The following is a 12309-nucleotide window of genomic DNA, read 5'->3' on the forward strand; positions in this document are numbered from 1 at the left end:
GCAGCATAATGGCACAAAGCTACGATATTCTGTCCTTTTCCTAAAAACACAAATTATGAGTAAGTTTTTAAAGTATTTTCTGGCGGTTCTTTTGGGATCCATGGTTTCGGCCCTCCTTTTTGTCCTGGGGCTTTTCATGTTCATCGGCATATTGGCGGCCTCCTCGGGCGGCGAAGTAAAAGTGGCCGACAACTCGCTCTTGGTTTTAGATCTCAATGGTCCCATTACCGAGCGCTCCTCGCAGGATCCACTGGAGCAAATTATTGCTGAGCTCACCGGCGATGTGGCCCCGGCTGGTCTCAATGAGGTTTTGGCTTCCATCAAAAAGGCCGGTGAAGACGAGCGCATTAAGGGCATTTACATGGAGAGCGGTCTGACCATGGCCGGCTACGCCACCCTGGAAGAAATTCGGAACGCCCTCATCGAATTTCGCGCTACGGGCAAGTTTGTTTACAGTTTTGCCCCTGTGTACACCCAAAAGGCTTACTACCTGGCTTCGGTGGCCGACAAGGTTTACCTGAATCCTGCAGGAATGCTCGATTTTCAGGGACTGAGTGCCGTGTACTCCTTTTATAAAGGAACGCTGGAAAAGCTGGGCATCGAAATGCAGGTATTCAAGCACGGTGAATTCAAATCGGCCGTTGAACCCTACATCCTGGAAAAGATGAGCGACGAGGCCCGTCTGCAAACCGAAGTCTACCTGGGTTCCATTTGGAACCACACCCTGGAAAAAGTAGCGGCCGCCCGGGGCATAGACCCCCAAGTACTGAACCAAAGTGCCTCCAGGGCCCCGGTAATGATGAACGACGAAGACCTGCTGGCTACGGGACTCATCGACGGTTTCCGGTACAAGGACGAGGTGCTTTCTGAATTGAAAGTACTGACGGGCACCGACGAAAAAGACGATCTGGAAGCCCTCAGCATTGCCAGCTACAGCAAGGTCTACCTCCCCGGCAAGAAGAAGGGTTTGGAGAAAAATAAAATTGCGGTTATTTATGCCGAAGGGGCCATCGACAACGGCAGCGGCGGTATTCAAAGCGACGATCTTTCCCGCACCATTCGCGAAGCACGCCGCGACAGCTCCATCCAGGCCATTGTATTGCGCATCAACTCACCGGGGGGGTCCGGTTTGGGTTCGGAAATCATCTGGCGCGAAGTAAAATTGGCCAGGGAAACCAAGCCGGTAGTGGTATCGATGGGTGATTTGGCCGCTTCGGGGGGCTATTACATTGCCTGTGCCGCCGACAGCATCATAGCCCATCCCAACACCCTTACCGGAAGCATTGGTGTATTTGGTATGCTGCCCAATACCCAGGGCTTGCTGAACAAAATCGGGGTGACCACCGACCGGGTTACCACCAACGATTTTTCTGATTTCCCGGCCCTCGACCGCCCCTTCTCTGCTTCAGAAAAAGCACTGATGCAAGCCTACATTGAGCGCTTCTACGGCATTTTTCTTCAGCGTTGCGCCGACGGTCGCAATACCACCGTGGAAGCCATCGACGAAGTGGGCGAAGGACGTGTATGGTCGGGCGCCAATGCCCTTGAGCTGAAGCTGGTCGACAAGCTTGGCGGCATCAACGAGGCCCTGGCCACTGCGGCCGGCATGGCAGAGTTGGAAGACTACCGGGTGGTGGAACTTCCCGAAGTGCTTGATCCCTTTCAGCAGATTATGCAGAGTCTTTCAGAAGGCGCCTCTGCACGCCTGGGCAAACAAATATTGGGCGAGCATTACCGCACCCTGCAAACGATCGGAGAATGGCAAAACGCCTATCCGGTACAGGCGCGTCTGCCCTTTGATCTGGAGTTAAATTAAGAACAGCGGCTCGCTTATGCTCCAAGGTCTTCGCCTGCTCCTATGGCCCTTTTCGCTGCTTTACGGCCTGATCATGGCGTTTCGCAACCGCCTCTTTGATGCCGGATGGCTGCCCGCCACAGCTTTTCCGCTGCCGGTGATTTCGATTGGGAATATTACCGTGGGGGGGACTGGCAAGACCCCGCTTACCGAACTGCTGCTGCACCTGCTTAGCGACAGGTACAGTTGTGCCACCCTTTCGAGGGGCTATGGCAGGGCCACCAAGGGCTTTCGCCTGGCTGACGCCGGAGATACGGCCTTAAGCATAGGCGATGAGCCGCGACAATTACAACTGAAGTTTCCCCGGCTAAGGGTAGTCGTGGCTGAAAAGCGGGTAGAAGGGATGCAGGCGCTGCTGCGCCTGCCCCAACCGCCTCAGGTGGTGGTACTCGACGATGCCTTCCAGCACCGCTATGTAAAGGCGGGACTGTCGATACTGGTGGTGGACTACCACCGCCCCCTGTGGAAGGACCATTGTTTCCCGGCCGGCAATCTGCGGGAAGGTTTTACCGGGAGAAAGCGTGCCGATCTGGTGGTGGTGAATAAATGTCCCCCCGACCTTACGCTGGAGGAAGCCGATGAAATAGCGCGGAGACTGAAACTAAGGGCACAACAGCGGCTCTTTTTCGCCACCATAGCCTATTTGCCGCCACGGCCTTTGCGGGAGCAGGGTGCCCATGCGGTGCTGGACGAACAACTGCCACCACCTGGCGAGGAGTTGCTTGTGCTGGCGGGCATTGCGCGCCCCGAACCCTTTTTCCAAAAAATGGAGGCTTATGGAAGACCGCTGCGCAAACTCATCTTCCCCGATCACCACGCCTTCAATGCCAAAGATCTGGCTCAAATCCGGAAAGCTTTACAGTCGGACAGCAAAGGTCGAAGCCTCATGCTCACCACTGAAAAGGATGCCGTTCGCCTCGCTGCGATACCGGAAATCGACAGCGACCTGCTGGGCCGTATCTGGTACCAGCCCATTCGCCTGCAAATTCTTTTTGACCAACAAAAAATATTTGAAAATTTAATACTAAGCTATGTTGAACAAGATCAAGGAAACGGCTGACTTTTTAAAGGCGGCTCAAAAGACCCAGCCCAAGACCGGCATCATACTGGGAACCGGACTGGGCGGATTGGTCAAGGAAATTGTGATGGAAAAGACCATTCCCTACAACGAGATTCCCCACTTTCCGCTTTCGACCGTGGAGGGCCACCAGGGCAAACTCATCTTCGGAACCATTAAAGGCACCCCGGTTATGGCGATGCAGGGTCGCTTTCATTACTACGAAGGCTACAACATGAAGGAAGTCACCTTTCCGGTAAGGGTTATGCAACAAATGGGCATCAGCAATCTGGTGGTATCGAATGCCAGCGGGGGACTGAATCCCGACTTTAAGGTGGGCGACATTATGGTGATTGACGACCACATTAATATGTTTGGCGACCACCCGCTGATTGGAAAAAACCATAAAGAACTGGGCCCCCGCTTTCCGGATATGAGCGAACCCTACAGCAAGGAGCTCATAGCCCGCGCCCATGCCATAGCCCAAAAGCACCAGATTGAACTCAAACAAGGCGTTTACGTCGGTACCAGCGGTCCCACCTTCGAAACCCCGGCAGAATACAAGTTTTTCCGGGTGATTGGGGGCGATGCCGTAGGCATGAGCACCGTGCCCGAGGTAATTGTGGCTCGCCATGCCGGCATTACCTGCTTTGGTGTCAGCATCATTACCGATTCGGGAGTACCGGGACAAATTGTGGAGATCTCGCACGAAGAGGTTCAGGAGGTCGCAGCCAAGGCGGAACCATTGATGACCCGCGTTATTGCCGAACTGGTAGCGACCTTATAGACGGCCAACAAACGGCTCAGCAGCTCAGCGACCCAGCGCCACGGCAGTTCGGTAAGTGCCGGGATCGGCACCGGGACCGTGCCAATGAACCTGAAGGACGTACCAGGCGGGCGGGCAGACCCGCCCCGCATCGTCGCTGCCGTCCCATACCCAAAAGCCTTCGCGACCTGCCGGTGCATTGTTGACCAAACAACGCACCGGCAGGCCGCGCTCGTTGTAAATGGTCACGCTGCAAAGCAGCCCTGCTTCTTCAAAGGCATAGTGCAGGTACAACAAATCGTTCTGCCCGTCGCCATTGGGGCTAAAGAGCTCCGGCGCCGTGCGCAGGGGCGACTTGCTCTGCTTGCGGGTGGGGGCCGACTGAGAATTGGGGCGACCGGGGGTTCCGTAGCCGGCGTCGGCTGCGGCAGATTGCCAGTTGTGGGGACTCAGTGAGGGAGCCCGGACATCCAAACGCTCCAGGGCTACGCCCTTCGTAACGTCTAAATAGGGGTTATGGAGCCCGGCATGGTAGTCCATCCGATCCAGCACCTCTCCCCTTCGGTTGGTCAGCAACACGCTGCCGCCCTCGTTGATGTAATTGGGTAAGGCTTCCTCCGGAGCCAGCAACAGCAAGTCCTTAATTCCAAATTGCGTCTGCAGCCAGGCATAGTCGCCACACAACACAAGATAAGCTCCTGGCATAAAAGGCGTTTCATACTGCGAAAGAGCAAACAGTTTCTCGGGAAGCCCGTCTTCGCCTGCACGTGCCAGGTAGAGGGAAGAGAGATCGACAATGCGCGCGCTGCAGTTGTACAGTTCTACATAATCGCTGCCGCCCGTTGGGGGATCGTAGAGCAGTTCATTGATGACTACATCGCCGGCTTGGGCGACTTCAGGGCGACCCACCACCAGCGCTTGGTCTGCTTCCAACAAATTGCCGGCCCAATCAAAGGGGCGTCGGGTCCAATGCAGACTGAGAAGATGCCCAACTTCGGGGGCGCGATTCCAGGTCAACAGTACTTGCCGGTTCCACACCGCCTCCAATTGCGTGGTGAAGTCCGGGTCGCCCGATCCCTCCAAAACAGGGCTTTCCTCAAACGAAGACGGCACCAGATTCTTGCTGAACGTCACCACCAGATGCAGGGAATCCTGCCAATACAGACTGCGCACGCGGGGCGCTTGCGCATCGGGGAGTACCTGATCGAGACTGTTGGGGCCTCCCGGCGTGCCGCCCTCGGTGGCTAAAGAATAGTCCCAGTTGTGGAGACTGTGCGACAGATGGTCGGTATCTTTTCGTTCGAGCGACCAGCCGCCATCACGCTTGAAACCTGCCTGTCCCATCGTACGCGAATACGCCAGGGCGTCGATGACTCCGCCTTGGGGAGAACGAAGGACCAGTGTCCCGGAACTGACGGTGAGACTGCTGAAACCTTTTAAAGGAAGCACCTCCTTATGGCCCTCCCACTGTTCGCTCTTGGCAGTGGGAACCAACACGACCCAGGCCCGGGCTGCAAGTTGAAAAGAATCCAGGACGGTGGACCGCCCGTTGATTTCGAGGGTCCACCCACCCAACTGAAGCGACTGCTCACTGCGGTTAAACAGCTCGACAAAAGGAGATTCCGGCAGTCCCACAACCGGCTGGGGATCGGCCAGCACTTCAGAAAAAACGACCATAGGTCGCTGCGGAGTTTCTGCGACGACAAAAGCAGAAAAAAGCTGCCCGCTCAGGGCCAGCAAAAGGAGAAAATAGCGAAGCATGGGCTTGGGGTTAAGTAATAATTATCTACCTTTGCAACAAACAATTGCTGAACGGTTGCCTTGACAGGCAGCAATTTAAGCAATTTTTCAACATTGTAAAACTTAATAGTCTAACCAGGAATGAGAGTAGCAATTGTAGGCGTTAGCGGAGCTGTAGGCCAGGAATTTCTCCGCGTTCTCGATGAAAGAAATTTCCCCATGGACGAGCTGGTGCTTTTCGGCTCAGCCCGGAGTGCCGGAAAAAAATATAGTTATAAGGGTCAGGAACTGACCGTTAAGGAATTGAAGCACAACGACGATTTCAAAGGCATCGATATTGCACTGACATCGGCCGGGGCTTCTACCTCCAAAGAATTTGAAAAAACCATCACCAAGTACGGGGCCATTATGATCGACAACTCCAGTGCCTTCCGTATGGATGAGGATGTGCCCCTGGTGGTGCCCGAGGTGAATGCTGCCCGCTGTGCCTCCCTGCCCCGTAATGTGATCGCCAACCCCAACTGCACCACCATTCAGTTGGTGGTGGCCCTGCAGGCCATCGAAAACCTTTCGCACATCAAAAGGGTGCATGTATCGACCTATCAGGCAGCCAGTGGTGCCGGCGCCACCGGCATGGAAGAGCTGGACCTTCAGTCCAAACAACTCGCCCGCGGCGAAGCCCCAACGGTAAACAAATTCCAGTACCAGTTGGCCATGAACCTGATTCCTCATGTGGATGTGTTTACCGATAACGGCTACACCAAGGAGGAAATGAAGATGTACAACGAAACCCGCAAGATTATGGGCAGCGACATTCAGGTGAGTGCCACCTGCGTAAGGGTTCCGGTAATGCGCGCCCATTCGGAAGCCACCTGGGTGGAGACCGAGCGGCCCATTTCCGTAGAAGAGGCCCGCGAGGCTTTCCGCCAGGCCGACGGGGTTGTGTTGATGGACAAGCCTGCGGACAAGGAATACCCCATGCCGCTCTTCTTAGCCGGACGCGACGAAGTCTTCGTGGGACGGGTACGCAGCGATTTGTCTAATCCCAACGGCCTTTCTTTCTGGACGGTTTCGGACCAGATTAAGAAGGGAGCAGCCCTCAACGCCGTACAAATTGCCGAATACATGATTAAAGCAGGCTTGGTAAAATAGTCGACCGATTCGCTTTGGCGCTAAAAACATACCGATAAAGGCTGGTTTATTTAAACCGGCCTTTGTTTTTTATTTAATGCGCCTCCCCGGCGGGGACAGCTGCTTGGCGCCACCTATTTTTTTTATATCTTAGAACAAAAAAAACATGCGCTCAGACATCGAGATTGCCCAAAGTACGCAACTGCGCCCCATTAGGGAAATTGCTGCCCGACTGGGGGTTAAGGAGGACCAACTGGAACCTTACGGACACTACAAGGCCAAACTTCCCCTTTCTTTAATTCAAGCGGATAAAATCAGAGACAAAAAGCTGATTCTGGTCTCTGCCATTTCTCCCACTCCGGCCGGCGAAGGCAAAACCACCATTTCCATCGGTCTGAGCGAGGGACTCAACCGCATAGGCAAGCAAAGTACCGTGGTGCTTCGTGAACCCAGTCTCGGCCCGGTATTTGGCATTAAGGGCGGGGCCACCGGTGGAGGACACGCCCAGGTGGTGCCCATGGAGGACATTAATCTGCATTTTACGGGGGACTTCTCGGCCATTGAAAAGGCCAATAATCTGCTGGCGGCACTCATCGACAACAACATTCAGAGTCAGAGCACCTCCCTGGGCCTGGATCCCCGGACGGTACACTGGAAGCGGGTGATGGATATGAACGACCGGGCCCTGCGCCACATCATTGTGGGCTTAGGGGGTACGGCATCAGGGGTTCCGCGCGAAACAGGCTTTGACATTACGGCGGCTTCTGAAATCATGGCGATTTTGTGCCTGGCAGAAGATTTTCACGACCTGAAGCAGCGCATCGGCAACATTTTTGTCGGTTTTACCTACGATAAAAAGCCGGTCTTCGCCAGGGACCTGAAGGCAGAAGGCGCTATGGCGGCGCTGCTTAAAGACGCGATAAAACCCAACCTGGTGCAAACACTCGAGGGCAATCCGGCCATCATCCATGGGGGACCCTTTGCCAACATCGCTCAGGGGACCAACTCGGTACTGGCCACCAAAATGGGTTTGTCGTTGAGTGAGTATGTGGTGACGGAAGCCGGCTTTGGTTTCGATCTGGGGGCGGAAAAATTCCTGGACATCAAATGCGTGTCGGCAGGCATACAGCCCAGTGCCGCAGTGCTGGTGGCGACCATCCGCGCCCTTAAATACCATGGTGGTGTGACACTGAGTGCGCTGAACCAACCCGATGCTGCAGCCGTGGAGAGGGGCCTCGAAAACCTGGAAAAGCACGTGGAAAACATGCGTAAGTTTAATGTTTGTCCAGTAGTCGCCATCAACCACTTTGCCAGCGATTCGGAAGAGGAAGTGGCTGCCATAAAAGCCCGTTGCAAGGCGCTGGGCGTAAAAGCCGCTGTTGCCAGGGTACACGCCGGGGGAGGCGAGGGCGGAGAGGAACTGGCCCGCATGGTGAGCGAAGTAGCCGAAGCCTGTACCTGTGAATTTAAACCGCTCTACGATTGGAACTGGGAGGTGGAACGAAAAATTGAGACGATTGCCCGTGAAATCTACGGCGCTGCCGCCATTGATTATACACCCCAGGCCAGGGCCGACCTGAAAAAAATCAGCGACCTGAATCTGGAGCATCTGCCCGTTTGTATCGCCAAAACACAAAAATCGCTCTCCGACAATCCCAAACTGCTGGGACGTCCCGAAAACTTTGTGGTTACAGTACGCGAAATTGAAATTGCTGCGGGTGCTGGTTTCATCATCCCCATTACGGGCAACATCATGCGTATGCCGGGCTTGCCTGCACAACCGGCAGCAGAGAAAATCAACATTGACGACGAAGGAAAAATTACGGGACTGTTTTAATCGATTACAGTCCCCCCACTGAAAAACAGGGACGGCCGGGGTCAATCGATCCCATCCGCCCCTTCTTCTCCCTCCTCATTAAAGTCGGGATACAGGAAGTCGTTATATGGAAAGCGCGTTACATGTACCTTCATGACCGTGTTGTAAAGGGTTTCCTTAAACTCCTCGAAATTGGTTTTTTGGAGTGCCGAAATAAAGAGACTGGGGGTGCCCTTCGCCATCCAGGTCGTCTTGAGCTCGTCCAGCGACACATTGGCCCGTGTGGCCGGGGTAAGATCGTCGGCCTCCTTTTCGATGTGGGTAAAGGCATCGACCTTATTGAAGACCAAAATCACGGGTTTTTCCCGATCGTCGATTTCCCGTAGGGTTTCGTGCACCACTTCAATTTGCTGCTCAAACCCGGGATGGGAAATGTCAACAATATGCAGCAGCACATCGGCTTCACGTACTTCGTCGAGGGTCGATTTAAAGGACTCGACCAAATGGTGTGGCAACTTACGGATGAAGCCTACGGTGTCGGCCAACAAAAAGGGCAGGTTGCCAATAACCACCTTTCGCACCGTGGTATCGAGGGTGGCAAAGAGTTTGTTCTCAGCAAAGACCTCGCTCTTACTTAGGGCGGTCATGAGGGTGGACTTGCCCACATTGGTATAACCCACCAGGGCAACGCGCACCAGTTTCCCCCGGTTCTTACGCTGGGTGGCCATTTGTCGGTCAATTTTCTTCAAATCGTCCTTAAGCTTGGCAATAATGTCGCGAATGATCCGCCGGTCGGTCTCGATCTCTTTTTCCCCCGGGCCACGCATTCCGATACCCCCTCGCTGTCGCTCAAGGTGGGTCCACATGCGGGTGAGTCGCGGCAGCAAATACTGGTATTGGGCCAGTTCTACCTGGGTTTTAGCGTGGGCCGTGCGGGCACGACGGGCAAAAATGTCGAGAATAAGATTGGTCCTGTCGAGGATCCGACGCTTCAAAACAGCCTCAATATTCTTCAATTGCGAGGGCGAAAGTTCATCGTCGAAAATTACGCCGCTGATGTCTTCGTGCACCTTCAGGTATTCAAGAATCTCCTGCAATTTTCCGCTGCCCACATAACTGCGCTTATCGGCCATGGTAAGCGACTGCACAAAACGACGCCCGGGCTCTGCGCCGGCTGTTTCGGCCAGAAAAGCCAGTTCATCAAGGTGTTCCTGAACCACAGCCTCACTCAGATCGGGGGTGCGCACAGCAACTAAAATAACTTGTTCCAATTGCTTATCGGTCGTCAACAATTCGCTCATCTCTTTTATCTTTTGCCACAAAAATAAGGGAAATTTTGGCAGTAAATGCAAAAACCCGGTCTGAGTTCAGACCGGGTTATGCTTAAGGTATTTAAACCTGTTTACTGCAATACAAAATTGATGGGTACCGTATAGGATACGCGCACCGGACGGTTACGCTGCTTACCGGGCTTCCACTTAGGCATGGCTTCTACCACGCGAAGGGCTTCACGATCGAGACTGGGATCCACTCCCCGAAGGATGGTGGCGTTGGTCACTTCTCCATTTTGATTGATAACAAACTGGATGTAAACACGTCCCTGAATTCCGTTCTCCTGAGCAATAACCGGGTAACGAACCGATTGGGCCAGGTACTTCTGCAAGGCTTCATTACCACCCGGAAACTCAGGCATTTCTTCCACAATCATGAAGATTTCACCTTCATCCCTGGTTTCTTCCTCGAACACCATGTTGGAAAAATCTACGATGTCGTCCTGATCCATTTCGGTATCCATGATTTCCAACTCCTCGTCCAACTCCACGTCGTCTTCCACAATATTCAAAATGTCGGCGACTGCTGGCGGCGGGGGCGGCGGCGGGGGCTTCACTTCTTCCTGTCGGGTGATGGGGATGATCTCCTCCTCCACCTCGATGGCCTCTTCCTGGAGACTAAAGTCAACATTTACGTCGGTACTCGTCCATTCAAAGGCCACCAGGACCAACGAAAGCACTACAACAAGACCGATCTGCAGAAAGACCGTTTTTTTGCTTTCAAGGTCTGCTTTGGGTGTCTTTTTAACTTCCATAACAAATAGTTACTGGTTACTAGAAATTTACAAAGTATCAAAATTCAACAATCCGACGGGGAAGTAACACTTGCAACCCTTGCCGTAATCGAGCGATAAAAATAAGTTTTTATGCCCACATATTGCAAGGATTTTCATGAATATTGTCAAATCGTCCGAATTTTTAAAAAAATTAACAGTAGTGTTCGCAGCGGGCATTACGTGAGTCCGGGAACAGGGAGCGCATTCTGCTGAACGTTAACAGCGGCGGGAAGGCCATTCCTTAGCTTAAGCTTATAATGAATATACTACCTGAAAACACCAAAAGCAAGCGCCTTAGTATTGTTTAACTTTGTAACACATTATTATACAGAAGGCCTGCAGACAGGCCGCTGAAAAGGGCAAATAATTTTTCTGCTTTTGTTTGGAAGCAATAAGAAAAATGATTTATATTTGCACTCGCTAAGAAAACGGGGGCATAGCTCAGTTGGCTAGAGCGTTTGACTGGCAGTCAAGAGGTCAGGGGTTCGACTCCCCTTGTCTCCACCAAGGCAACAACGACATCGTTGTTGCCTTTTTCTTTTGCGCAGCTTAGACTTTATTAACACCGATTTCTCCCACTCTGCTTTCGCTTAAACATTGAAAACCTTAACTTTGTTGTTTTGAAAAAAGCATGACAGACAACTCTGGGAAAATCCTGAAAAGCATACATCCGGCACGCATTGTCCTCCCTATTTTTATAGGCATTGCAGTGACGGGTTTTATGCTGTACCGCGAATACGAACCCGGCAGTCTTTCCCTCCTCAGCTTTAGTCTCCAATCGGTCTTTTGGCTTCTGGTGTCTTTTTTATTTATGGCCCTGCGCGATTTTGGCTACATGATTCGCTTGCGCATTCTCTCCGGCAAGGTGCTTTCGTGGCGCAAATCATTCAACATTATTATGCTGTGGGAATTCACCTCAGCCATCACACCCTCCTCCATAGGGGGTACCAGCGTAGCCATCTTTTTCATCAACAAGGAGGGCGTGCGACTGGGACGCAGCACAGCCCTGGTTATGGTGACGTCCTTTTTAGACGAGCTATACTTTATCCTGACTTTTCCGCTGGTACTGCTGCTGATTGGCCGCAGCGATATTTTCTCGCTGGACGGCAGTGCATTTACCGGCCCCTGGTACCACAACCAGTATTTGATTTTTGCCCTTACCGGCTATGCTTTAAAGTTTCTCTATACGCTGGTGATTGCTTACGGACTGTTTTTTAACCCACGGGGACTCAAATGGGTATTGCTTTGGATTTTTAAGTTGCCCATTATACGCAAGTGGCGTCCGCAAGCCAACGAGTCGGGTTCAGAACTCATACAGGCTTCGCGGGAATTCAAAACCTGGCCCTTCCGCAACTGGCTCAAAACCTTTTTGGCCACAGCACTCAGCTGGACCTCGCGCTACTGGGTGGTCAACGCCCTTATTATCACTTTCTTCGGGGTAAGCTGGCTCAACTGGGACGAACACTTCCTGGTTTTTGGCAAGCAATTGGTAATGTGGATCATGATGCTGGTAAGTCCCACCCCGGGCGGCAGCGGTTTTGCCGAATATGTGTTCCGGGGGTTTCTGGCCGGATTTATTCCTGCAGGAACCGGAGTAGCCATGGCCTTTCTGTGGCGACTGGTCAGCTACTATCCCTACCTCTTCATTGGGGCTTTTGTCATTCCCCGCTGGGTTAAAAAACACTTCGTAACCCGACGCAAGCCATAATTTTTGACCAATTCTGCCGTTTTAGTGATTAAACAGCAGCGAAATCGATCTCGTTTCCCTAATTTGTACCTGCCTAATTACGCGGGTTAACAGCGTTGGTATTTGGTCGAACTTTTATTCAATTAAAGG

Annotated in this window: 9 protein-coding genes and 1 tRNA gene; 7 read left to right on the forward strand and 3 right to left on the reverse strand. The window is 52.9% G+C overall.

All coding sequences use genetic code 11. The annotated features are described in order from the left end of the window. Positions 1-55: 55 nt before the first annotated feature. The 3 genes from sppA to B4W65_RS13335 are packed head-to-tail and all read left to right on the forward strand — an operon-like array spanning position 56 to position 3699. Positions 56-1816 (forward strand): signal peptide peptidase SppA, encoded by a 1761-nt coding sequence (gene sppA, locus B4W65_RS13325; RefSeq protein WP_088655660.1) that lies wholly within the window; start codon positions 56-58, stop codon positions 1814-1816. Between the two features lie 16 nt (positions 1817-1832). Further along, a complete protein-coding gene (gene lpxK / locus B4W65_RS13330) occupies positions 1833-2915 on the forward strand; it encodes a tetraacyldisaccharide 4'-kinase (RefSeq protein ID WP_088655661.1) in 1083 nt (360 codons plus the stop codon). Then, a complete protein-coding gene (locus B4W65_RS13335; RefSeq protein WP_088655662.1) occupies positions 2887-3699 on the forward strand; it encodes a purine-nucleoside phosphorylase in 813 nt (270 codons plus the stop codon). Before lpxK ends, B4W65_RS13335 begins: the two co-directional genes overlap by 29 nt. 24 nt (positions 3700-3723) lie before the next feature. Here B4W65_RS13335 and B4W65_RS13340 read toward each other — a convergent pair whose 3' ends face one another. Then, complete coding sequence (locus B4W65_RS13340) at positions 3724-5439, reverse strand: lamin tail domain-containing protein (RefSeq protein ID WP_088655663.1); 1716 nt, start codon at positions 5437-5439, stop codon at positions 3724-3726. Between the two features lie 120 nt (positions 5440-5559). On the opposite strand from B4W65_RS13340, the gene B4W65_RS13345 reads away from it, so the two are divergent. Beyond that, the gene (locus B4W65_RS13345; protein ID WP_088655664.1) at positions 5560-6570 is read left to right on the forward strand and encodes an aspartate-semialdehyde dehydrogenase; all 1011 of its coding nucleotides are present in this window, start codon (positions 5560-5562) and stop codon (positions 6568-6570) included. A 145-nt stretch (positions 6571-6715) separates the two neighbouring features. Further along, the gene (locus tag B4W65_RS13350; RefSeq protein WP_088655665.1) at positions 6716-8386 is read left to right on the forward strand and encodes a formate--tetrahydrofolate ligase; all 1671 of its coding nucleotides are present in this window, start codon (positions 6716-6718) and stop codon (positions 8384-8386) included. 41 nt (positions 8387-8427) lie between these two features. Here the strand turns inward: B4W65_RS13350 and hflX are convergent, their stop codons facing one another. Together hflX and B4W65_RS13360 are read right to left on the reverse strand one after the other, a co-directional pair. After that, positions 8428-9666: a GTPase HflX gene (hflX, locus tag B4W65_RS13355; protein ID WP_088655666.1), complete on the reverse strand. Its 1239-nt coding sequence runs from the start codon at positions 9664-9666 to the stop codon at positions 8428-8430. 101 nt (positions 9667-9767) lie between these two features. After that, on the reverse strand, positions 9768-10451 hold the full coding sequence (locus tag B4W65_RS13360) for an energy transducer TonB (RefSeq protein WP_088655667.1): 684 nt from the start codon (positions 10449-10451) through the stop codon (positions 9768-9770). A gap of 451 nt (positions 10452-10902) precedes the next feature. On the opposite strand from B4W65_RS13360, the gene B4W65_RS13365 reads away from it, so the two are divergent. After that, positions 10903-10979 (forward strand) — tRNA-Ala (locus tag B4W65_RS13365). A gap of 124 nt (positions 10980-11103) precedes the next feature. Beyond that, positions 11104-12180: a lysylphosphatidylglycerol synthase transmembrane domain-containing protein gene (locus tag B4W65_RS13370; RefSeq protein WP_088655668.1), complete on the forward strand. Its 1077-nt coding sequence runs from the start codon at positions 11104-11106 to the stop codon at positions 12178-12180. The last annotated feature ends 129 nt before the right edge of the window (positions 12181-12309 follow it).

Source organism: Geofilum rhodophaeum, assembly GCF_002210225.1.
GTDB lineage: Bacteria > Bacteroidota > Bacteroidia > Bacteroidales > Marinilabiliaceae > Geofilum > Geofilum rhodophaeum.

Excerpts from the sequence above, each read along its gene's own strand:
- lpxK (WP_088655661.1), top strand. The coding sequence starts at position 1,833 with ATGCTCCAAGGTCTTCGCCTGCTCCTATGGCCCTTTTCGCTGCTTTAC.
- B4W65_RS13335 (WP_088655662.1), top strand. The coding sequence starts at position 2,887 with ATGTTGAACAAGATCAAGGAAACGGCTGACTTTTTAAAGGCGGCTCAA.
- B4W65_RS13370 (WP_088655668.1), top strand. The coding sequence starts at position 11,104 with ATGACAGACAACTCTGGGAAAATCCTGAAAAGCATACATCCGGCACGC.
- sppA (WP_088655660.1), top strand. The coding sequence starts at position 56 with ATGAGTAAGTTTTTAAAGTATTTTCTGGCGGTTCTTTTGGGATCCATG.
- B4W65_RS13350 (WP_088655665.1), top strand. The coding sequence starts at position 6,716 with ATGCGCTCAGACATCGAGATTGCCCAAAGTACGCAACTGCGCCCCATT.
- B4W65_RS13360 (WP_088655667.1), bottom strand. The coding sequence starts at position 10,451 with ATGGAAGTTAAAAAGACACCCAAAGCAGACCTTGAAAGCAAAAAAACG.
- B4W65_RS13345 (WP_088655664.1), top strand. The coding sequence starts at position 5,560 with ATGAGAGTAGCAATTGTAGGCGTTAGCGGAGCTGTAGGCCAGGAATTT.
- B4W65_RS13340 (WP_088655663.1), bottom strand. The coding sequence starts at position 5,439 with ATGCTTCGCTATTTTCTCCTTTTGCTGGCCCTGAGCGGGCAGCTTTTT.
- hflX (WP_088655666.1), bottom strand. The coding sequence starts at position 9,666 with ATGAGCGAATTGTTGACGACCGATAAGCAATTGGAACAAGTTATTTTA.